This window comes from Synergistaceae bacterium (assembly GCA_012521675.1).
GTDB lineage: Bacteria > Synergistota > Synergistia > Synergistales > Aminobacteriaceae > JAAYLU01.
Window position 1 is genome coordinate 1 of record JAAYLU010000018.1, and the last position, 25,874, is coordinate 25,874.

The 25,874-nt window shown below is 61.8% G+C and carries 23 protein-coding genes; 12 read left to right on the plus strand and 11 right to left on the minus strand.

Annotation, left to right across the window (positions count from 1 at the left end):
- The 4 genes from GX181_02050 to GX181_02065 all read left to right on the plus strand — a co-directional run.
- On the plus strand, positions 1 to 94 hold a 94-nt coding region (locus tag GX181_02050), incomplete at its 5' end, for an HNH endonuclease (protein NLM70729.1).
- 185 nt (positions 95 to 279) lie between these two features.
- On the plus strand, positions 280 to 687 hold the full coding sequence (locus GX181_02055; GenBank protein ID NLM70730.1) for a hypothetical protein: 408 nt from the start codon (positions 280 to 282) through the stop codon (positions 685 to 687).
- A gap of 222 nt (positions 688 to 909) precedes the next feature.
- Positions 910 to 1,377, plus strand: a complete 468-nt coding sequence (locus GX181_02060; GenBank protein NLM70731.1) for an MOSC domain-containing protein — start codon at positions 910 to 912, stop codon at positions 1,375 to 1,377.
- Between the two features lie 27 nt (positions 1,378 to 1,404).
- Entirely contained in the window at positions 1,405 to 1,707 is a 303-nt protein-coding gene (locus tag GX181_02065) for an STAS domain-containing protein (GenBank protein NLM70732.1), read from the plus strand.
- Between the two features lie 68 nt (positions 1,708 to 1,775).
- On the opposite strand, the gene GX181_02070 is transcribed toward GX181_02065, so the two are convergent.
- The 3 genes from GX181_02070 to GX181_02080 all read right to left on the minus strand — a co-directional run bounded on the left by GX181_02070 (position 1,776) and on the right by GX181_02080 (position 5,096).
- The gene (locus GX181_02070; protein NLM70733.1) at positions 1,776 to 2,846 is read right to left on the minus strand and encodes an HD-GYP domain-containing protein; all 1,071 of its coding nucleotides are present in this window, start codon (positions 2,844 to 2,846) and stop codon (positions 1,776 to 1,778) included.
- On the minus strand, positions 2,836 to 3,987 hold the full coding sequence (locus GX181_02075; GenBank protein NLM70734.1) for an iron-containing alcohol dehydrogenase: 1,152 nt from the start codon (positions 3,985 to 3,987) through the stop codon (positions 2,836 to 2,838). Before GX181_02075 ends, GX181_02070 begins: the two co-directional genes overlap by 11 nt.
- Positions 3,988 to 4,082: 95 nt before the next feature.
- Entirely contained in the window at positions 4,083 to 5,096 is a 1,014-nt protein-coding gene (locus tag GX181_02080) for a ketoacyl-ACP synthase III (protein ID NLM70735.1), read from the minus strand.
- Between the two features lie 248 nt (positions 5,097 to 5,344).
- Between GX181_02080 and GX181_02085 the strand changes: the two genes are divergently transcribed.
- From GX181_02085 to murB, 3 genes are read left to right on the plus strand one after another with little or no spacing between them, the layout of a single operon-like run.
- Positions 5,345 to 6,649: a DNA repair exonuclease gene (locus tag GX181_02085; GenBank protein ID NLM70736.1), complete on the plus strand. Its 1,305-nt coding sequence runs from the start codon at positions 5,345 to 5,347 to the stop codon at positions 6,647 to 6,649.
- Positions 6,646 to 9,888, plus strand: coding sequence for an AAA family ATPase (locus GX181_02090; GenBank protein ID NLM70737.1), 3,243 nt, complete (start codon positions 6,646 to 6,648; stop codon positions 9,886 to 9,888). Before GX181_02085 ends, GX181_02090 begins: the two co-directional genes overlap by 4 nt.
- Before the next feature lies 1 nt (position 9,889).
- Positions 9,890 to 10,846, plus strand: coding sequence for a UDP-N-acetylmuramate dehydrogenase (gene murB, locus GX181_02095; protein ID NLM70738.1), 957 nt, complete (start codon positions 9,890 to 9,892; stop codon positions 10,844 to 10,846).
- Positions 10,847 to 11,021: 175 nt separating this feature from the next.
- On the opposite strand, the gene GX181_02100 is transcribed toward murB, so the two are convergent.
- The 4 genes from GX181_02100 to GX181_02115 all read right to left on the minus strand — a co-directional run bounded on the left by GX181_02100 (position 11,022) and on the right by GX181_02115 (position 13,948).
- Positions 11,022 to 12,299 (minus strand): MATE family efflux transporter, encoded by a 1,278-nt coding sequence (locus GX181_02100; protein ID NLM70739.1) that lies wholly within the window; start codon positions 12,297 to 12,299, stop codon positions 11,022 to 11,024.
- Positions 12,300 to 12,406: 107 nt separating this feature from the next.
- Positions 12,407 to 12,895: a chemotaxis protein CheD gene (locus GX181_02105; GenBank protein ID NLM70740.1), complete on the minus strand. Its 489-nt coding sequence runs from the start codon at positions 12,893 to 12,895 to the stop codon at positions 12,407 to 12,409.
- Positions 12,882 to 13,520, minus strand: coding sequence for a chemotaxis protein CheC (locus tag GX181_02110; protein NLM70741.1), 639 nt, complete (start codon positions 13,518 to 13,520; stop codon positions 12,882 to 12,884). The genes GX181_02105 and GX181_02110 overlap by 14 nt, the downstream gene beginning before the upstream one ends.
- Positions 13,517 to 13,948, minus strand: a complete 432-nt coding sequence (locus tag GX181_02115) for a hemerythrin family protein (protein ID NLM70742.1) — start codon at positions 13,946 to 13,948, stop codon at positions 13,517 to 13,519. Before GX181_02115 ends, GX181_02110 begins: the two co-directional genes overlap by 4 nt.
- A 142-nt stretch (positions 13,949 to 14,090) precedes the next feature.
- On the opposite strand from GX181_02115, the gene GX181_02120 reads away from it, so the two are divergent.
- On the plus strand, positions 14,091 to 15,047 hold the full coding sequence (locus GX181_02120; protein NLM70743.1) for a D-alanine--D-alanine ligase: 957 nt from the start codon (positions 14,091 to 14,093) through the stop codon (positions 15,045 to 15,047).
- Here GX181_02120 and GX181_02125 read toward each other — a convergent pair.
- Positions 15,041 to 16,309 carry a 6-phosphofructokinase gene (locus tag GX181_02125; GenBank protein NLM70744.1) on the minus strand — a complete coding sequence of 423 codons (1,269 nt, stop codon included), beginning with the start codon at positions 16,307 to 16,309 and terminating at the stop codon, positions 15,041 to 15,043. The two genes, GX181_02120 and GX181_02125, sit on opposite strands and share 7 nt — an antisense overlap.
- Before the next feature lie 229 nt (positions 16,310 to 16,538).
- On the opposite strand from GX181_02125, the gene GX181_02130 reads away from it, so the two are divergent.
- From GX181_02130 to GX181_02145, 4 genes are all read left to right on the plus strand, one after another.
- Complete coding sequence (locus tag GX181_02130; protein NLM70745.1) at positions 16,539 to 18,992, plus strand: diguanylate cyclase; 2,454 nt, start codon at positions 16,539 to 16,541, stop codon at positions 18,990 to 18,992.
- 102 nt (positions 18,993 to 19,094) lie between these two features.
- The gene (locus tag GX181_02135) at positions 19,095 to 19,739 is read left to right on the plus strand and encodes a cobalamin-binding protein (protein NLM70746.1); all 645 of its coding nucleotides are present in this window, start codon (positions 19,095 to 19,097) and stop codon (positions 19,737 to 19,739) included.
- Positions 19,736 to 20,785, plus strand: coding sequence for a methylcobamide--CoM methyltransferase MtbA (locus GX181_02140; protein ID NLM70747.1), 1,050 nt, complete (start codon positions 19,736 to 19,738; stop codon positions 20,783 to 20,785). Before GX181_02135 ends, GX181_02140 begins: the two co-directional genes overlap by 4 nt.
- Positions 20,786 to 23,068 carry a response regulator gene (locus GX181_02145; protein NLM70748.1) on the plus strand — a complete coding sequence of 761 codons (2,283 nt, stop codon included), beginning with the start codon at positions 20,786 to 20,788 and terminating at the stop codon, positions 23,066 to 23,068.
- A gap of 39 nt (positions 23,069 to 23,107) precedes the next feature.
- On the opposite strand, the gene GX181_02150 is transcribed toward GX181_02145, so the two are convergent.
- The 3 genes from GX181_02150 to ptsP are packed head-to-tail and all read right to left on the minus strand — an operon-like array spanning position 23,108 to position 25,752.
- A complete protein-coding gene (locus GX181_02150; protein NLM70749.1) occupies positions 23,108 to 23,746 on the minus strand; it encodes a nucleotidyl transferase AbiEii/AbiGii toxin family protein in 639 nt (212 codons plus the stop codon).
- The gene (locus GX181_02155) at positions 23,704 to 24,024 is read right to left on the minus strand and encodes a hypothetical protein (GenBank protein NLM70750.1); all 321 of its coding nucleotides are present in this window, start codon (positions 24,022 to 24,024) and stop codon (positions 23,704 to 23,706) included. Before GX181_02155 ends, GX181_02150 begins: the two co-directional genes overlap by 43 nt.
- 6 nt (positions 24,025 to 24,030) lie before the next feature.
- The gene (gene ptsP, locus GX181_02160; protein ID NLM70751.1) at positions 24,031 to 25,752 is read right to left on the minus strand and encodes a phosphoenolpyruvate--protein phosphotransferase; all 1,722 of its coding nucleotides are present in this window, start codon (positions 25,750 to 25,752) and stop codon (positions 24,031 to 24,033) included.
- Positions 25,753 to 25,874: the final 122 nt, after the last annotated feature.

A 25,874-nucleotide genomic window follows, 5' to 3' on the forward strand; every position in this document is an offset into this window, starting at 1 on the left:
CCATATAACCCCGTGGAGTAAAGGCGGCAGGACGACCGCCGCAAACTGTCAAATGCTTTGCGCAGATTGTAACAGGCGCAAGAGTGATGTTTAATGCGAGTATCGCGGCTTATCTTTAAGTATCGTTTAGCAGATTTAAGCGACAAACAAGCGACAAAACGGAAGTCGAACACGGCATAAACCCAGTAATATCAAGGGTTTGTGCCGTGTTTTATATAGTCTTTTTCAAAGGACGGTCCGACGGTGACGAACACCATCTTATGGGGGTCGGGTTCCGCCGTGGGACAGGTTTTTGTGGAACCGGGCCGCACACTGAAAATCATCTATTCCATAGTCGATACCGTCATTTTTCCAGGCGAGGGCAACACAGACGCCGATCCCAAGCTCGGCCCGCTGGCGGACAACGGCGGCCCGACACAGACCTGCGCCCTGCTCGAGGGCAGCTCCGCCATAGACAGCGGAACTAATACGGGCGCGCCGTCAACCGACCAGCGCGGCGTCTCCCGTCCGCAGGGGTTAGGATACGACATCGGCGCCTACGAGAAAGAGCAGGCCCCCGTTCCCCCGAAGCCCGGCTCATCGGGCGGTGGCGGCTGCGCGGCGGATCCCTTCTCCCCCTGGGCGCTGGCCCTCTTCGCGCCCCTGGCTCCGCTAGCGTGGAGAAGACGGCCAGGCACAGCACTTTGATGACATCCCGTACGGGTTCCGTCTTCTCGTGGATTGTGGACTGTTGAACCGCACAAGGCACGCGTAAGCGTGATCGTCGTATTTTTGCCTATGTCATAGGGTGCTGATCGGTTCCGTTCTTGTCCAAAGTGGATTTAAGGGGATCCTATTTCCTACCCCCGCTTCCGGTTTTCATGTTATCATACGCATGGAGAGTATGTATGAGGGAGGGAATCTTTCTCTATGGGGAGAGTTACAGCCGTCTGCACAAGCTCCGTTCGTCAGGAGCCGAAGGTGGTGGTGGACTCGATTCGCCTGATCGAGGGCGGAGTCGAGGGTGATTCGCATTTTGGATTGACGGAGAGGGAGGTAAGCCTGCTGCGCGCCGAGGACATACGGGAAGCGGAACTTGAAGCAGGGTTCCCCTTTCCCGCGGGATCGTTGGCAGAAAACCTGATCGTCGAAGGGCTGCCCCCGGACCTGGCTCCGGGCGCCAGGATCGCGCTGGGCGAGTCCGCGGTTCTTGAGGTTGTGGAGAAGGGGAAGAAGCCTGGAGAGCCGCATTCATACGATTACCGTGGGTGGTGTCTTCTGCCGACGGTCGGCTTTTTCCTTCGCGTAATTAAAGAGGGTGGAGTTTCCACCGGAGACGAGGTCGTGCTTCTACGAGGCCGTCATGCCGGTACCGCCGAGAGGCGTCCGACAATATAGAAACCTAGATCAAAAGGAGGATCAACCATGAGAATCGATATCAACAAGACTGGGAACAGCGCCAGGGTCGGCGTCAGCGGCAGCATGTACGTCGAGGATTCGGCGGAGGTAAGAGAGAGGCTGATCGCCCTTCTCGAAGAGGGAGTGTCGAACCTGACTCTCGACCTGCACAACCTCGATTATATCGACAGCTCCGGGCTCGGAGTCCTTATCTCCATCCACAAGAGGTGCCTTCAGAAGGGCGGCAAAATGAGCGTGACGGGCCTTCGCGGGATGGTGGAGGAGCTTTTCAAGCTGACAAGGCTGGACCTGGTTTTCGAGGTTCACTAATCTTATTCTATCTTGAATTCAACTTTCCATGCTGGAGGGGCGGCGCCGGTCATGAGCGCCGTCTTTCACTAATCGCCGGGATCGGAGAAGGAGAACCCTTCGCGCAGCAGGGAGAGACAGATGTCCGTTATCTCCGGGTCGAACAGCTGTCCACGTCCTTCTTCTAACTCCTGCAAGACGCTCTCCCTTGAAAGCGCGGGGCGGTAGGGGCGATGGTTGAGCATGGCCTCGACTGAGTCGGCCAGCCCGATGATCCGCGCAGCGGGGGGTATGCGGTCACCGGCGAGCCCGTCCGGATAGCCGCTGCCGTCCATCCGTTCGTGGTGATGCAGTACCGCCGAGGAGATCACGTCGGGGAACCCCTCCTTGACCAGCAGGTCTCCGCCGATGGTGCAGTGCTCCTGCATGAGCCGCCTGTCGACCGGGCGAAGCGGCCCCGGTATGCTTAAAATCTCCGACGGTATCCCCATCATTCCAACGTCGTGCAACAGCGAAGCCGTGACAAGCTCGTCCACCTTCGATGGGGGCATGCCCAGCCCGGCGCCGATCTCCGCCGCCAGCTTGGCCGTGCCTCGCTGGTTCTTGCCGGTATAGGAGTCCTTCATCTCTACGAGTGCGGTGGTCAGGCTTATCGTCCTGATCCTCTCCGCCTCCATCTCGGTCAGGGAGTGCGCCAACAGCTCTTGTACAGAGATCTGCTCCTCTTGATCCCTCAGGATAAGTATGCCCGACTCGCGGCCGGCGTCGAGGACCACTTGGAAGGACGCCTCGAAGCGGCGCGGACCGTTTGTGGAGTTCAGCGAGAGCACGGCGCGGCTCTCATGGTTTCGGGGCTTGGGGAAGAGCTCCTTGAGCGATACAGGCCTGCCGCCTGCGGTCGCGAGGCAGTCGCTGAGTCTCTCTCCGCCCGGGACGCCGGACTGGGCCATCAGGTTCATCGCCGCCATGTTGCAGAACTCCAGATGCTCCTCCGGCAGGGTCACCAAGATGATGGCGTCCCCCGCATGGTCCAGAAGCGTCCTCATGCGCTCCAGCTCGGAGAGGCGCCTCTTAAGCTCCGGGTAGTGGCTCTTCTTCCCCGACTTTGCACCCAGCCCCATCAGGGCGAGGAGCTGCGCGTCATCCCCCTCAATAGGCATTCCGTAAAAGCGACTCCAGATCGTTCTCTGTCAGCGGAAGTGGGTTGGTGACCATGCACGGATCTTCCGCGGCGGATTTGGCCAGCAGCGGCAGCTGCTCGAGCGACAGCCCGAGCTCGCGCAGCCTGCCCGGTACGCCTGCGTTCGACCTGAGGTCGTCGAGTCGATTCAGCAGCTCGTCAAGGGGGTCGGTAGCCGTCTCTCCCCCTCCCAAGGCTCTCAGGATCTCGACGAAGCGCCCGGGGGCGGCGGTGTAGTTTCTCTCCACCCCGTAGCGGAGCAGGAGGGAATTGCACTCTCCGTGAGGGAGGTCCAGCAGCCCTCCAAGGCTGTGGGAGAGAGCGTGCACCACGCCGAGTCCCGCGTTTGAGAAGGCCAGCCCCGCATGCATGCTGGCCAAGGTCATGCCGGTCCTGCAGGCCATGTCGGACAGATCGTCGAGTACCCTCGGAAGATGCTCGACTACCAGGCGGATAGCGTGCAGCGCGTGCAGGTCGGTCAGATTGGAGGAAGCTCTTGATACGTACGCCTCGACAGCGTGAGTCAGGGCATCCAGCCCCGTGGCGGCCGTAAGACCCCTGTCCATCGTGACCGTGATCCGGGGGTCGGTAAGAGAGAGGTCGGGGACCATCGACTTGCTGATTATCGCGCACTTGACCTTGGTGTCGTCGTCCTTGATGATGGAGAACTGCGAGACATCGGCGGCGCTTCCCGAGGTAGACGGGATGCAGATCACCGGGGGAGAGGGATTGGGAATACGGTCTATCCCGACGAACTCCAGAACGTGGCTGCCGTTTGCGTGCACTGCGGCGATCGCCTTGGCGCAGTCCATCGGGCTGCCGCCGCCGAGCGCCAGGACCAGGTCGCAATCCTCCTCGTCATAGACCTCCGCCCCGCTCATCACCATGGAGACGGTCGGGTTGGGGCGAATGTCGGAGAAGACCACGCAGTCGAGCCTTTCCTGGCGCAGGTTTTCCACAACGCGGTCAAGCCACCCGGCCTCGATTAAACCAGGGTCGGTGGCAATGAAGACTCTAGTTCCTCCCAGATTATGTGCGTACTGCCCCGCATACTCCATGGCACCTTCGCCGAAGAGGATCTCTGGAGCCACGAACTTCCTCAGAGCAAAGCCACCCAACATATCACCCCCCAGAATTGAAAAAAGGTCGGGCGGGGAATCCCCCGCCCTTCAGTCTAGCATAAATGCATCACAATTGGAAAAGTAGAGTAGATGGGTTACCAGCGCAGTATGGTCGTCCCCCAGGAGAAGCCCACTCCGAAGCCGACGACCATGACCCTGTCCCCCGGGCGCAGCCTGCCCTCGTCCGCGGCGTCGCGAAGTGCTATCGGAATGGTGGCGCTCACGGTGTTGCCCTTGTTTTCGATGTTGACGTAGAACTTCTCCTCCGGAATGTCGATCTCCTTTCGCAGGTGCTCGAGTATCATCCTGGTCGCCTGGTGAAACACGAATAGTTCGATGTCCTCCATCCTGAGGGAGTGGATCTCCAGGACCTGCTCCACGGCGGGAGGCACTGTCTCGAGGGTGAACCTCAGGACCTCCGGCCCGTTCATGTACAGGTTCTCCGCGCTTCTGGTGTTCCCCCACCTGTTGGTGCGCTCGACCGCCGTCTCGGGCGATCGGGGAGCTGCCCAGGCACCCGCCGGGATGATGAGCTTGTCCATGCCCGAGCCGTCCGTGCCCAGGACGAACTCCCCTATCCTGGCTGTGTCCGACCCTTCGATGAGAGTGGCGGCGGCCGCGTCGCCGAAGATCGTGCGGGTGCTCTTGTCCATCGGGTGGACTGTTCGGGTCAGAGTGTCCGCCGTGATCAGCATGACCTTCTTGGCGATGCCGGTCCCGATCAGCCCCTTGGCCAGGGCCAGTCCGTAGACGAAGCCCGAGCAGCCGAGGTTGAAGTCGAGCGCACCGGTGGTCTTCTTCAGCCCCAGCCTGTCCTGAACGACGCATGCTGTCGCGGGCAGGTAGTAGTCCGGGCACTCGGTGCACAGCAGCAGGAAGTCGATGTCGTTCCTGTCGATCCCATGCTCCTCGAAGAGCTTTTCGCCCGCCCGGGTCGCAAGATCGGATACCAGCTCTCCGTCGACTACACGTCTCTCTTTTATGCCGGTCTTCTGACTGATCTTGTCCTCGGTCCAGACTCCGAACTCCTCTACGAGCGCCTTGTTGCTCACTACCTTCGGCGGAAGGTAGTACGATATTGCCCTTATTCCGGCTCCAAAACCCTTCATCTCTCAAACGCCTCCATGACTGTATGTACGCCGGGTTCGGCGCTGTGCCATTATCCCATTGTGCCCCGCCGGTGACAAGTCCGCCGGGAAGCTCGGTGGATTGCAATTCCCGGCCATTGTCGCTATTGCAAAGATCATGCGGGTGGAATAAAGTAGATGGCGTCCTGTCGGGAAGGGTTCGGTGCCGATGTCCTTGAATTGTACAGACGAACCCGTCCGATTATCGGGGCGAAAGGAGCAAAAATCCTGTGACAAACAGCAAGTTGAAGTTCATTCACTGCGCCGACCTTCACCTGGACAGCCCCTTCAGCGGGGTGTCGGAGGCCTCCCCCGGACTGGCGCGAGTCCTCAGGGAAGCCGCTTTCAACGCCTTTCGCAACTCGGTGGACCTGGCATTGCAGGTGGGGGCGGACTTCTTTCTCGTGTCCGGAGACGTATATGACAGCGAGGACAGGAGCATAAGGGCGCAGCTGTTCTTCGTCGAGCAGCTTAAGAGGTTGGCCGACGCGGGTATCCCGTCGTTCGTCGTCCACGGAAATCACGACCCTCTCTCCGGCTGGGAGCTCGACCGCGAGTTGCCGCCCCTGATTCACCGGTTTGGACGCGAGGTGGAGTCGGCACCTCTTGTCATCCGGGGAGAGAGGGCCGGCACAGTGCACGGCTGCAGCTTTCCCGTGCGCGACGTGGAAGAAAACCTCGCCTTGCGCTTCCACGGCAGAAGGACGGACGGGGTGAACATCGCGCTTCTTCACTGCAACGTCGGTGGAAGAAAGGGGCACGAAAACTACGCGCCCTGCTCTCTGGACGACCTCAGGGCCTCCGGCATGGACTACTGGGCCCTGGGACATGTGCACGGCGCGGAGGTCCTCTGTCGCTCCCCCCTGATCGTCTATCCGGGCAACATCCAGGGGCGGCATATCGGGGAGACGGGCGAGAAGGGGGTCTTCCTGGCGACCCTGGACTCCGGGGGCTCCGGTCCCGCCTCGGGCGATGTGGAGTTCATACCCTGCGATGCTGTTCGATGGATCAGGGAGTCTCTCTCCATCGAGGGCATGGAGAGGGACGAGGAGCTGCTGACCGCCTTCGAGAACCTCGTGGAGAGGGCGAGGCGAGAGTCGGACGGGCGTCCCGCGATCGTCCGCGCGAGAGTGATCGGGCGTGGAAGGTTGAGCGCCCTGATGCGCCGCCCGGGCTTCCTGTCCGGTCCCGGAGGCCTGGTGGAGACGCTGAACCAAGGCGAGGAGGGGCGGGGTGACTTCGTACACATCGAAGGAGTGACCGACGAGACATCTCCCCCCTTCGACCTCGAGGTTCTCTCGGCGGGAAGCCATTTCGTGGGGGATTTTCTGCAGGAGGCCCGATCCTTTGAAGAGGGGGGCGCTTTGAGGGGAAGACTGATGGACCTTCTCGCAGACCTCGGAGTGAGGGACAAGCTGCACCGAGAGGTCTTCGACCGGGTCGATGGCCTCTCGGACGACGAGATCTCGTCGCTTTTGCGCAGGGGAACCATATTGGCGCTCGAGGGACTGCTCGAGGGGGAGGACGACGAATGAGGATAAGCGAGTTCTTTGTCCGGAATTATGGAATCTTTTCAGGGGCGGGGGCCGGTCTCTCGGAGGGACTGACGGTCTTTCACGGGGACAACGAGAGCGGTAAGACCACTCTGATGAACTTCTTCCGCCGCGTCCTGTTTCCTCGCGAAAGATACGCCCGCAAAAAGGGGAACGTCTACGAGCCGGTCGGCGGCGGACGGCACGCCGGCACAGCCAGGATAGTGATGGAGGACGGCAGGGAGTATGTCCTGACCCTGGACGGAAAAAACAACACCATCTCCCCGGCGGGAGAAGGAGAGGCACTGCCGCTCCCGCCCGATTTTTTCTCCATAAGCAAGGACGTCTACGAGAGCGTGTTCGCGATCGGACTATGGGATATGCAGTCGATGGAGCTGCTGAACAGGTCCGACATAGCGGCCCGGTTCTTCGCTGCCGGCTCGGGACTGGGCTCCGCTTCACTGCCTGGTCTTCTATCGTCGCTGGAGGCCCGCGCCAACGAGCTGTACCGTCCGGGCGCCTCCAGGAGCGCCTCCGCTGTAAACAGGCTGCTGGCCTCCATGAGGGAGACGGACGACCAGGTGAGAGGGCTTCGAGACAGGAGTGGATCGTGGAGGGAGAAGCGCGAGGCGATGGATGAAGCCGAGAGGTCGGCGGCGGCCAGGCGCGAGGAGCTGTCCGGCATGCTGAAGCGTGCTTCGTTTTTAGAGCTGCTGGAGAAGGGGCTCGCCCCCAGGGCGGCCCTTGGGGATATAGAGCGTCGACTGGCCGAGTCGGGAGACCTTCCCCCCTTCCCGGAGGGGGGGCTTGACAGGCTGGAGCGCCTTAAAGACGAAAAGAGACGTCTCGATTCCGCGAAGACGAGGCTCGAGTCGGATATCCGGGCCAAGGAGGAGGAGGCCGGGGAGTTGCTGAGCGACCCGCTCCTTCTGTGCTTTGAAAAAGAGCCGGAGATACGCCTGCTCGAGCAGGAGGTCGAGCGACTCCGGACCGCGCTCGCCCGAAAAAATCGTCTTGAACGCGAACTTCCGCCGTCGCGCGACAACTTCCTCCGAAACATAGCCGACCTCTGCCCCTGGTGGAACGAGGAGCACCTGAACAGCTCCGACGTGTCGGCGGATGCGGTGGCCTTCGCCAGGCGAACAGCCGACAGGAAGGAGACCCTGGAGCGCAAGAAGGGGGAGGGGGAGAAGTCCCTCGGCCAGTGGAACCGCCTCCGGGAGGACCGTCGCGCCGAGGCCGCCTCCCTGGAGAGGGAGATGGGAGTGGTCGAGAAGAGGGCGAAGAGGGCCGCGGAGAGGTGGGATCTGATAACTCGCCTCAGGAGCGCCTTCAACGAGCTTCGTGCCCAGGAGGACGAGCTCGGATCGATGGAGGAGGTCCGATCGGCCCTTCAGGCCGAGAAGGACCGGGCCCTGGAGCAGAAACCGCTGAGGCCGGGGCTGCTTGTCGGCATGATCTCCGGATTCCTTCTCCTGGTGGGTATAGGCGCGGCCCTCCAGGCTTTCCTTACCGCCGAATACCTGTGGGCCTTCGGCTCGGCGGCGCTATTCACCGCGTCCCTGCTGGCCCTGCTCGCCCACAGGGACCTCTCGAAGAAGTACTCCGCAGGCCTGAAGCAGTGGGAGAGACGCCTCGAGGACCTCGGCTCCAGGCTGGAGGAGAATGAACTAATGATCGAGAGCAGGATGGAGGGCCTAGAGAGGCTGAAGACCCGGAGGGACGAGCTCTGCCTGGATCTCGGAATAGAGGCCCCTCGCTCGGAGAGCGCGATGGGGCGCATCGTCGAGGAGGGTGAGGAGGACAGGGGCTCGCAGGAGCGATTCACCCTCCTGGGGGAGAGAAACCGCCAGATGACCGCGGTGCTCGCCAGGATGGACGCCGATGGCGTTGCCATGGAAGAGGAGCTTTCTAAGACCGAGAGAGAGCTCGATGAGCTGAACGAGGAGTGGCGCAAGTGGCTTGAGGAGCGCAAGTTCGACGAAAAACTGGGCCCCAGGGATCTCGAGGGGATAGTGCCCCGCATTCTGCAGCTGCGCTCCGAGGGGGCCATGCTCTCCTCCCGGGAGGCGGAGGCCGGGGAGCTGAACGAATACGTATCCGAGGTCGCGGACAAGATACGCACACTCTCGGAGCAGCTTGCGGGCTCATTCGACTCCATCGGCGAGCCCGCCCCGTCGGCGGCCTCTCCTGAGGCGATACGCGCCTTCTCCTCCCTGCTGAGGCGCGCATCCGAGACGCGAAGCGCAGCCGAGTCCCTCGGCAGGGAGGCGGAAAACCTGAGGCGTTCGCTCGATGAGATCAAGGAGGAGTTCGACGGCGCGGCCAGGAAGTTAGGCGAGCTCTTCGCCGCCGCCAGTACGCCGGACGAGGAGGCCTTCGTCGCATTGGCGGAGGAATGGCGCAAGAGGGAGGCGCTTCTTGCGGGCAGGACGCAGGAGAGGAAGGTGCTCCTCGGCCTGTTCGGCTCCGAGGAGGCGCTTGGATCGGCGGAGGAGGAGTACCTGTTTCGCAGGCCGGAGGAGATCCGGTCACAGGCGGAGGAGATACGCGAGCGGATTAACAGGCTGCGATCCGAAGTCGACGAGCTAGTGGACTCGCGAGGACGCCTCGCGTCGGAGCTTGAGCGCATGGGTACCGACGAGCGCCAGAGCGAGCTCCTGTTCGCCAGGAAGGGAATGGAGAGAAAGATCGAGGCTCACCTGGAGGAGTGGCTCTCCTGTGTTTTGGCCCGTCACTTCCTGGAGGTATCGAAGGCCAGGCACGAGAGGGAGCGCCAGCCGGAGGTGATCAGGGCCGCGGGAGAGTACCTGTCACTGATGACCGACGACAGATATCTCCTCCTGTCCGAGGGAAGCGAGAAGGGACTTTCAGTCGTGCTGGAGGAGAAGGACCAGGCGCGCGGAAGGAAGGACGAGATGATGTGGAGCTCCGGACTTGCCGACCAGGTATACCTGTCGATGCGCCTCGCCCTGGCCTCTCTCTGGGGGAGAAACTCCGAGCCGTTGCCCCTGATACTCGACGATCTTATGGTCCGCTTCGACGAGGGAAGGCAGAGGGGCGCAGCAAGGGCGATCTGCAAGGCGGCGAAGGACAACCAGGTGCTGCTCTTCACGTGCCATAAGGGTACTCTCGACATCCTGGCCGATGCTGCGGCCGACGACGACGCCCCTTCGTTCATCAGGGTGGAGGAGGCCGACTTCGTCCCGGTAAGACGAGAGGGAGATTCGTCCGGTGCATAGATTGGCCGTCCGTCTTCGCTCACTGGACGCTGGGTCCATAACATGCGACGAGTCGTTGAGCGCCCACGGCTCTTGGAGGATCGGCGGCCCGGCGGATATCTTCGTGCAGCCCTCGGACTGCGACCAAGTGGTTCGGCTGGTTCAATTCACCCGCGAGGAGAATCTTCCCTTAGTCGTCATAGGCAAGGGGACGAACCTGCTCTTTTCCGACGAGGGCTTCAGGGGCGTGGTAATGAAGCTCGGCAGTCCCTTCTCGGGCCTTTGGATCGAAGGCGAGAGCGTCAGGATCCAGGCCGGCTTGTGGGTGCCTCGACTGGTGAGAAACCTCGCGGCAGCAGGTCTTTCCGGCCTTGAGCATGCTGCGGGCATACCAGGCTCGGTTGGCGGGCTCGTCACGATGAACGGAGGAAGCCTGAGGCGCAGCGTGGGGGAGATCATCATCACGGTCAAGGCGGTCAACCGCGAGGGACGACTGCGCGTCTTCTCGGCGGAGGAGTGCGGTTTCTCGTACAGGCGCTCTATCTTTCAGGACGAACACGAAGGCGAACGGTGGATTGTCCTGGAGGCGATCCTGAGCCTGGAACGAGCGGAGCGCAGAGATGTCAGGGCGGAGGCTCTGAGGATAATGGAGGAGAGAAGGCGGAAGTTCCCTCTCAGGCTTCCCAACTGCGGCTCCGTCTTCACCAACTCACCGGAGGTCTACGAGATCGCCGGCCCTCCAGGCAAGGTCGTGGAGGACACGGGGCTTAAGGGGCTGACCGTCGGCGGGGCCCAGGTGTCGCATCACCACGCGAACTTCATAGTCAACACGGGTGGCGCGACATCCCGCGATGTCCTTGCCCTGATAGGGGAGGTGCGCAGGCGGGTCCACGATAGGATCGGGGCCTGGCTGGCATGCGAGGTGCGCTACGTGGACCCGGACGGCAAGGTGGTCCCGGCGTCCGAGGCCTGCGAATAGCACAAGCAACGACAATTATCATCCCGAACAGCCCTCTCGTCATCCCGAACAGCTCTCTCGTCATCCCGAACAGCTCTCTCGTCATCCCGAACGAATGTGAGGGATCTGCCTTCAGGACGGCATCGGATGCTCCGCCGAACGGGTGCTTGGCCGTACCCCTATGCGCGGAGCCGGGTCAGGCCGGTGCCGCCTCCACCATCAGGCTGGTCCGCATCTCCCTCCGGAAGAAGAATAGAGTCACGAGGAAGGATAGAGAGTCGGCCAGAGGGAAGGCCAGCCACACCCCGTCGGTTGACCTTAAAAGCGCGGGCAGGATCAGGACAAAGGGGATCAGCAGCAGCACCTGGCGCGACAGCGACAGTATGAAGGCCGGGCGTGCCTTGCCCAGCGCCTGGAACATCGCCGATCCGACCATCTGGAAGCCTATCAGGAAGAGCGCGCCGGTGATTATCCTCATGGCCCGCGTCCCCTCCGCGATGAGCGTCTTGTCGGTCGTGAATATGGCGAATATCTTCGCGGGAAATGTCTGAGTGGTTAAAAAGGCACAGAACGCGAGAATGGTCGCGCTTACCAGGGCCAGCCTGACGGCGGTTCGCGCCTGCCTGATCCTGCCCGCACCGTAGTTGTACCCCAGTATAGGCTGGAAGCCCTGCGCGATCCCCATCATCGGCATGAAGAAGAAGGACAGTCCCCTGTGGATCACTCCGTACACCGCGACGTGCAGATCTCCGCCCCAGCGGATCAGGGCGGCGTTTATCAGGATCATGGACATGCTTCCCGCCGCCATGCGTGTGAACTCGGACATGCCGATCGCCGTGATCTCCCGCAGAAGCGAAAGGCTTGGCAGAAGGTTGCGGAGCCTGATCCTCAGGCTGCCCCGTCCGCTGATGAAGTAGCCGAAGATCCAGACGAACATCGTGAACTGGGAGATGACCGTCGCGGCCGCCGCGCCCCACACGCCCAGCCCCAGTACGAAGATGAATATGGGGTCGAGGATGATGTTCAAAATCGCCGAGATCATAAGGGAGGCCATGGCTATCCTGGCCCGCCCCTCCGCTCGCGCCATGTGGTTGCCCGCCATGCCGAACATCTGGAAGGGCATGCCGAATAGGATCACCGACAGGTAGTCCCTCGCGTGGGGCAGGATGTCCGGGCCTGCGCCGAACAGAGAGAGTATCTCGTCGATGAAGAGCATCGGGAGGACGAGCACGAACACGCCTACGGTCAGCGAGAAGGCCGTGGTCGCCCCCAGGGCCCGCTCCGCCCTGTCCACGTCCCCCGCCCCGAGGCTTCTGGAGATAATGGACGAACCCCCTATCCCCGCCATTATGGACATCGCCCCTCCTAGGAACTGGATGGGGAAGCAGATCATCACGGCGGCGAGTCCCATCGGACCCACGCCGTGCCCAATGAAGATCGAGTCGGCGATGTTGTACGACGCCATCACGACCATGCCTATTATCGACGGCAGAGAGAGCCTCAACAACAGCCCGCCGACCCTCTCCGTGTCGAGTACGTGTCTGTCGGTGTTCACAGAATACCTCCGGTTTGATTTTTATGTCAGATTTGGGTTTTTGTCCTTCCGATCGTGCGGACTTCGAGGATGCCTGTATCGGCGAAGAGCACAATCGTGCGCCCCCACGAGCCTCCCGTGTCCTCCGAAATGATCGGGATGCCGAGGCTCGCCAGCGCTCTCTTGCACGCCTCGGTGTTGCGCGCGCCGATCTTCAGGATGGAGTCGCCCGAGCCGCCGATGTTGAACATCTGCGCCCCTCCCGCCAGCTTGGCCACCAGCCTCCTCCTGTCGGCGCCGAAGCGGACCATCCGGTCCACGAGGTCCGGGACTCCCGAGTCGGCGAACTTGGACTTGTTGAAGTTGTCTCCCTTGGCAAGCTCGGTCGACGGAAGCATCACGTGCACCATGCCTCCGATTTTTCTTCTCTCGTCGTACATGGTGACCCCCACGCAGGAGCCCAGCCCCAGCGTCGTGATGCTGTCCGGGTTCACGACCACCCCGGCCTCGGCGATCCCCACTCTAACCGTTCGCATCTGAAGGAACTCCGAGCGCGGTGAACATCTTGTTGTAGGAATCGGGGTCTGGGAGCAGGAATATCCTGCTCGCTCCTTCCTCCGACACCGGCCCTCCATCGATCGAGAGGGCGCCTTCGATCAATAGAGCCGTGTCGCCGCTTCGCCCTGTCTCGGTGAGGCAGAAGGCCAGGATCGCCCCCGCCATGTCCATCGCGAGCGAGGGGACCGAAGGGTTGAGCTCGAATCCGAGGAAATCGGACAGGGCCGTGATGTAGGAGCCTATCATGATGTTGCCCACCTCGTTCAGGACCGACAGCCCCATCTCGGAGAAACCGTCCTCCTCGGACGCCCCGGTCATGTGCCTGACGAGCGACTGCGCGTCCGAGATGTCCATGGTGAACAGCATGTTGCCGGAGACCCCTCCTTCGATTCGAACGAAGACTGTCAGGATCATCCTCTCCGCCCCGCCGGCGTACTCGATTATCTCGTTGAAGCGCATCGGGAGAACCCTGGAGACGCTCATGCCCACCGCCCTGCCCAGCATTGCGGAGAGAGAGGTGGCTGCGTTGCCCGCCCCTATGTTGCCGATCTCCCTGAGCACGTCGAGCCGCATCTCGTCCATCTTGCCGATAGGGTCGCTCATGAGCCTGTGTCCTCCTCTCCCGTGCATCCGGCACCGTCGAGGGCGATCGCGATCCTCTTGTCCTTGACCATGATATGATCCAGTATCCACTCGAGGAGCATATCCCTGAGCTGCTCGGCCTGCTCCGAAGTGAAGGACTTGTTCCCGGCCAGGTCAACATAGGCGTCGTACACCCGCTTGATGAACCAGCTGTGTTCGTCCCGGTGCTCCTTGAACTGGTCGTAGCAGTTGCGGATCATTATCAGCTCCTCGGCGCCGAAGTGCTGTATGGCGTATCCGACCAGGTAGTTCACTGTCTCCTCCACCTTGCGCATGTCGCCCTCGTCCACCGCCTTTGAAAAACTGGCGAAGCGCTCGATCAGCTTCCTGTGCTGGTCGTCTATTATGCCTATGCCGATTGCAAGCTCGTCGCTCCACTGTACGGCCATGAGCGGATCCTCCCTTCGCGCTGCAGAGTGTGCCTGTAATTTTTCTTCACTGTTATTGTAACAGAAAACGAGGCGGCAAATGCAGGTAGCGTGTATAATAATTGATCATCTTTCAAAGGGACAGGGAAGGATTTGATAAACCGTGAAAATAACAGTGCTTTACGGAGGCGAAGGCCCCGAGAGAGAGGTGTCGCTTAAAAGCGGGGCTGCGGTGACCGCGGCGTTTGCGGAGCGCGGCCTCGAAGTGACGTCCGTCGATCTCATCCGCAAGGAGGATCTTCCCGCAATAATAAAGCAGGAGTCAATAGAGTTCGCCTTCATCACCCTACATGGCGGCTGGGGCGAGGACGGTACCCTGCAGGCGGCCCTCGGGATGAGCCGCACCCCCTTCTCCGGGTCGGGGCACTCGGCCTGCGCCCTCGCAATGGACAAGACCGCCAGCAAGGCGCTTTTCGGCATGAAGGGCATCCCCACGCCCGAAGGGATCGAGGTGGTGCGAGGTACCGGAGTGCGCGAGGTGATGGGCGATCCGCGCTTTTCTTTACTTCTGGAGCGGAGCGGCAAACTGGTGGTCAAGCCCTGCTGCTCCGGAAGCACAGTGGGGGTCTCGATACTGGACGGCGCCGATCAGCTTTCGGAGGCCCTCGAGGACGCCTTCGCCATCAACTCGAGGGCGCTGGTGGAGGAGTACATCCCCGGCCGGGAGCTGACGGTGACCATATCCGAGAGGGACGGCGTCCCCCGCTGCCTGCCGGTCATAGAGATCCAGCCCGTCGCTGGTTTCTACGACTACAGCTCCAAGTACACCCCCGGAATGTCGGAATTACTGATCCCCGCGCCTCTCTCGAACGATATCGCAGGGGCCGTGGAGCGGGCCTCGATCAACGCCTACACTGCCCTGGGCTGCTCCTCCTTCGGCAGAGTCGACCTCAGGCTGGACGAGGAAGGGCGTCCTTATGTGCTGGAGGTCAACACAGTCCCCGGCATGACGGCCAACAGCCTTGTTCCGAAGGCCGCCGTCGCGGCCGGCATGTCGTTCGGCGAGCTGCTCGAGGAGATAGTTCGCTCCTCCCTCGCGATAAACCGCGGCGATCAGTAGTCGACCACGTGCTGGAACCTCTCCCGGAAGGCCGCGGGAGGCATGTTCACCACGGCGGCGAGGTTTTCCAGCTCTCCGCCCGGGGTCAAGTCTCCCTTTTCCAGCCTGATCATGTACTCGCGCGCGATCCTGTACTGAATCGAACCGGTATTGACCCGTCTCACTCGAGTCTTCCCCGTTGCCGGGTCGATGAGCCTGTCGAAGGGTATGGGGACGATCTGGTTGTCCTGGATGGAGATCAGGGCGTTGGTCCCGCCGCTCTGAAGGAACTCGAAGGCGCCGAACCCCAGGTCCCTGGTGTACTCTATGTCGAAGGCGTTGGGGGGAGCGCAGCGGACCTCGTAGCCCACCTCCTTGTTGTTGATGGTCATCCTCAGGCCGAGCGCGCGCATAGTGGCCAGCAGCTCCTTTTTCAGCACGTCGGAGAAATTGATCTCTGCGTAGCGAATGTGCCCGTGATCGTCCCGCTCGATGCAGTCGGCCGCCTCGAGGTCCTCGAGGCTTATCCTCTCGATCAGCCCCTCGGCCGCCACGGCCACCCCGTAATCCCTGCCCGAGGCCAAGCGCTTGATTATCGCCCCGGCGATAATGTCCACCACCAGCGACAGGGGTATCTTCTCCTTGCCCGGGAACTCCTCCGGAATGACTGTGAGAGTTGCCCCGGCGCTCTTGCCTATGCCGAGGGCCAGGTGACCCGCGACCCGCCCCATGGCCACCGCCAGGTACCACCGGCCGGTCGTCTTCGCGTCCTCCATCAGGTTGGTGACGATCTGCGTGCCGAGGGAGCGAGCGGTTTCGAATCCGAAGGTCGGGATCCCCTCCGGCAGCGGCAGGTCGTTGTCGATCGTCTTCGGCACGTGAGCGAACTTGATGGACAGGCCCAGGCTGTTCTTGGCGTAGTCCGAGATGCACGACGCGGCGTAGGCAGTATCGTCGCCGCCGATGGTGACAAGATGAGTGACCCCCATGCCTGCGAGCGTCTCCACCACGTTTTTCAGGGTCTCATCGCTCTTGGTCGGGTTTGAGCGGGACACCCTCAGTATGCTCCCTCCGTCGGAGTGTATCCTGCTAACCGTGTCTATGGTGAGAGGGACGACCTTGCTTTTCCCCTTTCCAAGGTGCTCGAATCCGTCGTAGACGCCGTAAACCTCCCACCCGCATTTCCTGGCCTCTATGGTTACGGAGCTGATGACGCTGTTGATGCCCGGCGCCGGACCTCCCCCGCATACTATGGCAAGCGTGTTTTTCCCGGAAACAGTCATATCGGGCCTCCTTTTCAGATCTTCGTGCTTAAAGGGATTTTAGCACATGGCTGAAAAACCGTTGCCGAGGGGCCTGGGAAGCATTCGACAAAAAGCAGGTCGGAGTATATGAATGCCGTCGAAATCCATGATAGAATCTATCCAATTGGAATTCTTCAAGTGATATTGGCCTTTACTGTACCGCTTCTCCACTGACATGGCTCAATGGCGCCGAGAGAGGGATTGCAAGATGAAGAGGATCACCCGCGCTAGTCTGTTTTTCACCAAGGGAACGAACTTGCTGTGCGTACTGCTGGCGATCGTTGGTTGCTTGCTCGGCCTGGTGGAGGCCAGGCGTGCTCTGGACTTCAAGCGAACCGAGCTGTTGACTGCGGCCAGGACGCTTGGCGAGACGATCAATCCATGGCGCGTGAGGGAGCTGCAGGCAACGCCATCCGACGTGGAGGACCCCGCATACACGAGGCTATCCGAGCAGTTTATCTCTATCCTGCCCGTGCTTGCGCCCGTCCTGTCGGTCTCCCTTATCGCAGAGTCGCAAGACGGAGGAGCGGTCTACCTGGTCGACGCTCGCTCGACAGGGGGGGCGGGGCCCGGCGAACGCTTCCATCCGCCCTTTGACGAGTTCGTCACAGCGTTTCGCTCCGGCCAGCCGATAGTGAGCTCTCCCTACAGGGCGGGCGACTCGAATCTTTGGGCCGCTGTCGTGCCCTTGGCGTCAGCGGGGAAGGGCGAGCCCGGGGTCGCCGTCATGCTTCAAGCGGAATACCCGGACTACCGCAGGCTCCTGGGGGAACGGGCGCTGGTGCCGTTGTGCGGTGGCGTCCTGCTCATTCTCGTCATCCAGGCGGGACGCCGGGCCGTCGCCCGACCGCGAAAGCCCGGCCTCCTGCTCGCGGAGTCGCTGTGGGCTCTGTCAATCGGACTGGTCCTGACCGGCCTGTTTTCGCGAGGGGCCGACTGGTACGAGTTTCGCACTCAAAGGAGTGCCTATTTTACCCTGTCCTACCTCGAGTCCGGCTTTTTCCTCCGGGAGCTCAAAGAACTGAGGGACGGGTACCTCGAGGCGCTCGGGCGTTTCTTCGAGAGCAGCGACTATGTCGATCGCGACGAGTTCGGCAGGTACGCCGAGTACCTGGCCCGCGTGCCATACATCGACGCCGTAGCCTGGGCCCCGGCTTCGTACGTCCATGGCGACGATCGACCCTCCTTCGTCGTTGTCTACTCAACGCCGGAGGACCGACCATTCTTGCCCGAGGGAAAGGATCTCTCCTTCGCGCAGCCCATGGAGGAGGCCGTAAGAGTCCTGTTGGCCGAGCGGCTTTCCACCCTCTCCGGGGTCCTGCCCGACGGTGACGGCGCGTGCAGGAAGGCGGCGCTCAGAATGGTCGTGGACCCCTCGGGCTCGACTGTGGGCATCGTAGCGATAGTGGTGAACCTGGAGGCAATGCTCGGCGGCTCCATGTCCGGCAGCGACGAAGTAGGAGAGGGCGTGATGGATGTGCGGCTCGCCCGCGTCCTGCCCGACGGGAGCTCTCAGAGCCTGTTCGCCCTGCCCCGCGAGGTCGCCTCGGAAATGGATGGAGAGGCGCTCTTCCGTTCCGTGCGCCCGCTGTTCATGATGGGGCAGGTCCTCGAGCTGGAGACTCGGCCGGGATCCTTGTTCCACGCCATGCATCCGAGGGTTGCGGGCAGGGTCGCTATCTACTCGGGGGTTCTTGTGTCATCGCTGGTCGCGCTGCTAACGGGGCTCTTTTTCAACTGGCGCGGTGCTACGCTGCGCTTCGTGGAGATCAAGACCGCCTCCCTGGCAGAGAGCGAAATGCAATCGAAAAAACTGGCACATCTCTACCGCTCCATATCCGAGGGGGTGGTGATAGTGGATTCCAAGGGCTTCATACAGGACTGCAACCCGGCCCTCGAGGAGCTGACAGGCTTTACCCTCGCCGAGATGCGCGGCCATAAACCGTCGCTCTTCGCTGCGAGGGAGGGGCAGTTCGGCCGGGCCTTCATCGAAGAGCTGAAATGTACCGGCAGTTGGAGCGGCGAGGTGCTGCACAGAAAGAGGGACGGCGAGACGTACCCGGTCTGGCTCTCCATCTCCGCTGTTTCGGACGGGGACGGCGACCCGGAGCACTATTCCGGGGTCTATCGGCACATAGGAGGTTTAAAAAGGGAGCAGGAGAGGCTGACCCGGATGGCCTACCACGACTTTCTAACCGGCCTGCCCAACCGGGCGCTGCTTATGGACCGCATCGAGATCGCACTGGCCAGGGCCAGGCGCGAGCGCACCATGGCGGTTTTACTCTTTGTGGACCTGGATTTTTTCAAGAGGGTAAACGACACCTTTGGACACGAGACAGGGGATGCCCTGCTTATAGAGGTAGCGAGGAGAATGAGGGAGACACACCGGGAGCAGGACACGGTCGCTAGGCTGGCGGGAGACGAGTTCGTCATCCTGTTCGAGGCCTTCAGCCAGGAAAAGGGATTTGAGAGCATCCTGTCGAACATGAGAGGGCTGTTCTCGCAGCCCTTTCGCGTAATGGGTCATGAGATCCGCATAGACGCCAGCATAGGCGTCTCTCTCTACCCGAGGGACGGTATCGACGCAAAATCTCTGCTTGCCGCCGCCGATAGGGCAATGTACGCCGAGAAGAGAGAGAAAAAGGCGCGGGAGGAGACGTGACCGAGCCCGCACGGCAATGTATAATAGCGAGACGAACGAATCCGGCCCCATAGTCGGAGTATATGGACAAACAGTGTTCAAGGCGCTGGCGGAGGTGAAGTGATGAGATCAGGAGAGGTGCGTTCGAGCGAGTTTGAGGCGGCGTTGATAGCTCTGAACCGTCTCGAGGTATCGCGGCTTCTCACCGACGAGAGGGACGAGCGTCCGGTCGCGGTCCGTGTCGAGCAGGACGTGGTGCCGGCGATGGAGAGGCTGGGCAGGCTGTGGGAGGACGGGAAGGTCTCCCTCTCGCAGGTCTACATGAGCGGAAGGATATGCGAGGAGCTGGTAGGCAGGCTCCTGCCGCAGTGCGCCGAGCCATCGGACGGCGAGGCCAGGATAGGCTTGGCGGTGCTGGAGGACAGGCACATGCTCGGCAAGAGAATGGTTGCGGCCACCCTCACAGCGGCGGGGCATACCTTCTTCGACTACGGAAGCACGAATGCGGACACTCTGGTCGAGCGCGCCGGGGCCGACGGCGTGGATCTGCTGCTGGTGTCCACCCTGATGCTCAACTCCGCTCTCAGTGTGAGGAGGGTGCGCGACGGGCTGAACCGCCTGGGGCGTCCGGTAAAGATCGTGGTCGGAGGCGCGCCCTTCCGCCTGGAGCCGGAGCTGTGGCGCGAGACAGGTGCGGACGCGATGTGCAGGAACGCCAGTGAGGTCGTGTCGATGATTGCTCGGTTTTCCGGGGGTGATCTGCTATGAAGCGCGAATCAATATCCTCGATGGACAGGGTGCTGACGGCCCTCTCGCTGAAGGAACCGGACAGGGTACCGTGGTTCCCCCTGCTGACCATGATCGGTGCAAGGGAGCTTGGGCTCTCGATAAAAGAGTATTTCTCCAAGGGATCCAACGTGGCCGAGGCCCAGCTCCGGATGAGGGAGAAGTTCGGGCACGACTGCCTCTACTCTTTTCTCCATGCGTCCGCCGAGGTGGAGGCGTGGGGCGGCGAGACCATCTACTACGACGAAGGGCCGCCGAACTGTGGGATGCCGCCTCTGACGGACCAGGAGCTGATAATGTCCCTTCGGCCTCCGAGGGTGAAGGACTCCCCGTCCCTGCTGAAGACCCTCGATGCCATAAGGCTCATGAAGGAGAAGGTCGGAGACGAGGTGCCGATCCTCAGCGTGGTCATATCCCCCTTCTCGCTCCCTGCGATGCAGATGGGGCTTGAGAACTACTTGATACTGCTCCACGAGAGGCCGGATCTCTTCGCGCGGTTGATGGAGCTCAACGAGGAGTTCACCGTCGAGTGGGGCAGGGCGCAGGTCGAGGCGGGCTCGACCGCTGTCGTCTATTTCGACCCGATATCGTCGCCCACAATACTGCCGAGCGAGCGGTATCGCGAGACCGGTTTCCACATCGCCAAGCGCACGATCTCCCGCATCGGAGGTCCTGTGGCCATGCACTTCGCCTCCGGAAGGAGCATCCCCATCCTGGACTACGTGCTGCAGACGGGTGTCGGAGTGCTCTCCGCCGGCTGCGAGGAGGACCTGGGCGAGCTGAAGCGGCTCACCGAGGGCAGGATCGCCCTGGTTGGAAACCTCAACGGGCTCGAGATGAGGAGGTGGTCCCCCGCCAAGGCCGAGGAGGAGGTCAAGAGTGCGATAGCCGCCGCCGGTCGGGGAGGGGGCTTCATCCTCTCCGACAGTCACGGCGAGATACCCTGGCAGGTCTCCGACGATGTGATCCTAGCCATGGGAGAGGCGGTGCGCAGATGGGGAGTGTATCCGCTCGACTGGCTGGACTAGATGGCTAAGACGACTCTTATCCTTTCTTGCAGGGCCCTTCGCAGGGAGATGGAGGCGATCGTCGCACGGATGGACTTGGCCTCCTGCGATGTAGCCTCCTTTCCCTGTGACTGCTCTTATAAGTCGCCCTCCGCTTTGCCTCTCGACGACGTGATAAGGGACGAGGCGAGTCGCTACGACCGTATTCTCGTCGTCGGCAGCCCCTGCTTGGTGGAGAGGAGTTCGGGTGCTGAATCCCCCCGCAGTGTCTCGGTCATCGGGCGAAGTTTTGATCTCTTTATGCCCGCGCCGCTCGTCGGGCATCTTCAGGCCGACGGCGCCTACCTGATCACCCCCGGGTGGCTGGAGCGCTGGAGGGAGAGGATCGGTGAGGGTTGGGGGTTCGACGACGACGGAGCAAGGAGCTTTTTCGCGGAGTCGTGCGATCGCTTGATCCTGCTCGACACGGAGGTGTACCCCGACTGCGGCCCGAGCATGGCCGAGTTGGCCGCCTACGTGGACCGGCCATTCCAGATAATACCGGTCGGACTGGAGATGGCCGAGCTCCTCCTGGGCGATGCCCTCCGAAGGTTCGAGCCGCGCGGAGGAGAAGCGCCCGCGGCCTCGGAACCGGTCGGCCTCGCCGCCGACTACGCCATGCTGCTGGACATGATGAGCCGGCTGGTGCAGCACACCGCCGAGGAGGAGATGTTGACCGCCCTGTTCGAGGTGATCGACATCCTCTGCGCCCCGTCCTTCCAGGCCTATGTCCCGGTCCTCGACGGAGAGCCGGGGGAGCCGGTCCCCTTCCCCGCATACCGCGAACTGCCCGAGGGGGCGGTCGAAAGGATGCTGTCCACGGAGGAGTCCTGTTCCTGGTGGGGGGACGATGGGGGCTTCCTGCTTCGCATGCACCGCGAGAGGGAGACCATGGGTTATCTCCTGGTCGACGAGCTGGCCGTACCGAAGTACAGGGAGCGCTACTTCAACAGCGCGGCCGCGGTGCAGCCGATACTCTCCCTCGCCGTTGCGAACGTCCGCAGCTACCGCAAGCTTGAGCGCACCAACAAATCCCTCGTGGAGACCATGAGACAGGTGAACGAGATGGCATGCCGCGCGGAGGCCGCAAACGTAGCCAAGAGCGCCTTTCTCGCCAATATGAGCCACGAGATTCGCACCCCCATGAACGGCATAATAGGCATGATAGAGCTGCTGCTCTCCACCGACTTGGACGACGAGCAGATCGAGTACGCCGAGACGGTCAGGAACTGCGGCGACTCCCTGCTAACCCTCATCGACGACATCCTCGACCTCTCCAGGATAGAGGCGGGCAAGCTGAAGCTCGTGACAGAGGAGCTCGACCTTCGCACGCTGGCCGACGACATTAACGCTCTCTTCTCGGTGCGCGCCAGTGAGAAGGGGCTGGGGTTCCGAGTCGAGGTCGATCCATGCGTCCCGTCTCCCCTGATGGGGGATCTCGACCGACTTCGCCAGATCTTGGCGAACTTCATAGCCAACGCGGTCAAGTTCACGAGCGAGGGAGGGATCTCCCTGCACGTAAAGACAATCGAGGAGACGGACAGCGATGTCCTCGTCCGCTTCTCAGTGAAGGACTCGGGCATAGGGGTGGCCGAGGACTTGAAGGAACAGTTGTTCGAAAAGTTCACCCAAGTCGACCCCTCCAGCACCAGGAAGTTCGGCGGGGTCGGGTTGGGCCTTGCCATCTCCAGAGAGCTTGCGAGCATGATGGGCGGAAAAGTGGGCGTCGAAAGCCCCGTGCCGGGATCCCATTCCGGCGGCGGGCCGGGATCCGAGTTCTGGTTGGAGGTGCGCCTTGAAAAGGGCACCGGGGCCAGGGCGGCAAGCCGTTCCCCGGCGATCGTCGAGCCGGTGGATGTCGACTCGGCCGGTGCCAGGGCGCGGGTGCTGGTGGTCGACGACTGTCGCGTGAACACCAAGGTCGCCCTGGTCATGCTGAAAAAACTCGGCCTGGAGGCGGACTCCGCGTCCAACGGAGCGGAGGCGCTTGAGGCCCTGGGGAGGGCCGATTACGACCTGGTGTTGATGGACGTGCAGATGCCGGTCATGGATGGGGCGGAGGCTGTGAGCAGGATCAAAAGCGACCCCGAGTACTCGGCATACCGACGCATACCGATAATAGCCCTGACCGCCCACGCCATGGAGGGCGACCGGGAGAGGTACATCGGGCTGGGGATGGACGACTACCTGGCAAAGCCGGCCACGCTGGACGCCCTCCGCTCAATGCTGCAAAAATGGCTTCCCGAGGACCGGGAGAAGGATTAAAACGGCGGATGCCGATGGTTCATGCCAGGTGCAGGACTCTCAGCCCAACCTGTCCATCAGCCTTTTTTGCTCTCCCAGGAAGTGACGCCTCAGTACGCTCCAGTCGGTCTTCCTCGTCATGACCGGCCAAGGATCTCTCTCCGCGTCGTCGAAGAAGGCAAGGCTCTTCACCATATGATACAGGTTCGGCCTGGCACCGGGGTACTTGCGCGGCAGGAGCGGGAACAGGCTCTCCAGCGATATTCCCTTCAGGGAGAGCTCGTATAGATCCAGAAAGTCCTTTCGCGCGCCCCTGTCGGCCAGGGCGGCCCACTTCATCAGGCCGATGTCCAGAGGCGAGGCCATCGAAAGCCCGGGCAGTTCGTCCGGGACGACCAGCGGCTCAAGCAGGGGATTGGGGTAGTGGAGCCAGGTGACCCGGACCTCGCCTATCCAGCCGTGGAAGGTGCCGGAATGAGTCTCGGCTATCTTTACGGGGCCGAAGCGGCGAAGGACATCCACCAGCAGGCCCGGGTCGAACGAGCCGGGCAGGAACCAGTCGAAGTCCTCCGACTGGCGGTGCCCGTAAATCAGGGCCAGCGCTGTTCCTCCGGCCAGGTAGGCGTCCGGAAAGGGGGGGGCGGCGCATATCTCCCTCAGAAGAGATTGTCTGTGTTCATCGAGAACATCCCAAAACACCGCATCTCCTCCTCCTTCAGGCCGTAGTAGTTCTGCCAGCAGCGTGCCGTTTTCCTGCTCAGGCGGCGGCTGGATACTACGACTTCTCGTATCGCCTCGCCCGGCACGTTGCTCTTAAGCCAGGATAGCTGCGCCTCGTCGCCGAGGTTCAGCACTCGCTCGATTATCGTCGTGCGGTTGCATTCGATGTCCACGGCCAACCAGTCGGCGTCCCAGAAAAGGGGACGAAGGAAGGCCGGAAGGCCCGAGGGGTTGCTCCTGCGCTTCTCGCGGATCATCTCCGCTTACCGGCAGAGGTCGAAGGAGCGCAATAGCGAGTCGCAGAACTCCTCCACCTCGGCGGTCGTCTTCAGCGATAATGCGTGCTCCGCCGCCCTCTCGAGTTCGGCCTTTTTCAGGCCGCGCAGTATCCACCTGGCGTGCAGTATCGATGCCGGGCTCATGCTGAACTCGGTCAGCCCCATACCAAGCAGCACCGGAATGAGCTTCGGGTCGCCCGCGGCCTCGCCGCACATGCCGACGGGTATTCCCGCGGCCTTGCCGTTGTCGATGACTGTCTTCACCAGGCGCAGCACCGCCGGGTGGTAGGGGGAGTAGAGGGGGGCCAGCTTGTCGTTGCCCCTGTCCACGGCGACCGTGTACTGGATGAGGTCGTTCGTCCCGATGCTGAAGAAGTCGCACTCCAGGGCGAAGTGGTCGGACAGTATTGCCGCCGACGGCACCTCGACCATTATCCCGGACTTCACTTCCTCGTCGAACGGTACGGAAGCACGCCTCAGGTCGTCCTTTGCCTGTTCCAGCATGGCCTTCGCCTCTCGCAGCTCCCTCAGGCAGGAGATCATCGGGAAGAGAATACGCACACTCCCGAAGGCGCTGGAGCGAAGCATGGCCCGAAGCTGGACCCTGAAGATCTCCTGCCGGTCGAGGCAGAGCCTTATGGCCCGGTAGCCGAGGAAGGGGTTCTCCTCCTCGGGGATGGAGAGGTAGTCGAGCTTCTTGTCCCCGCCGATGTCCAGCGTCCTGATGACCACCGGTCGGCCCTGCATCCCTTCCACGACCGTCCTGTACGCCTCGAACTGTTCCTCCTCGGTGGGAAGCATGGAGCTCTCCAGGTAGAGGAACTCCGTGCGGTAGAGGCCGATCGCCTCGCCGTCGTTCTTTATAACCTCGTCGAGGTCGCGCGACGAGCCCACGTTAGCGCCGAGCTCCACCCTGACCCCGTCGAGCGTGACCGTCTCCTTGCCGCGGATCTCGGAGAGTTTTTCAATGAAGCACTCGTATCTCTCCTTCTTCTCCCTGTATCGGGCCAATGTCTCATCGTCCGGATTGACTATGACCTCCCCGGTCTCGCCGTCCATGATGAGCAGATCGTCTACATCGACAGCGTCCAAGATGCCCTGCGCGCTCATGACCGCCGGTATCTGCATGGTCCGAGCGATTATAGCGGCGTGGGACGTCCTGCCGCCCGTCTCGGAGATCACCCCCAACGTCAGCTCCCGATCCATCTGCGACATGTCGGAGGCGGTGAAGTCGCGCGACACCAGGATGCCCCTCTCGCTGAGGCGGGTCATTCCCGACCCGCTCACCTGCAGAAGCAGCTTGATCACCCTCTCGGAGATGTCCCTGACGTCGTCCGAGCGGGCCTTCATATAGTCGTCCTCCATGTCCTCGAAGATCTGTACCAGGCTGTCCGCCACCTGCTTCACGGCCCACTCCGCGTTAGCGTTCTCGTCCATTATCAGCCCTTCGATACGTCCCGTGAAGTCAGGATCCTGCAGCATCAGCCCGTGGGCCTCGAAGATGGCCGCCTCGTTGGGCCCGACGTTCTTAAGCACCCTGGAGTAGGACTTGCGGATCTGCTCCCCGGCGAACTCCAGGGCGTTGCGGAATCGCCTGACCTCGCGCTCCGGGTAGTCGACGTACTCCTTCACAATATCGATCCGCTCTTTCCAGTGAATGACCGCCCTGCCTATTGCAATTCCCGGAGAAACGCCGATTCCCTTCATCGTGTTTTCGCACCTGCCTGTCAAAAATGTATTATATTATTATACACGCTGTCGCAGGTTTAGGGGGGAAACTTGATGTCCCTCATCGGGAGGAATGGAGAAAGGAAAAGAGGATTCGTCGT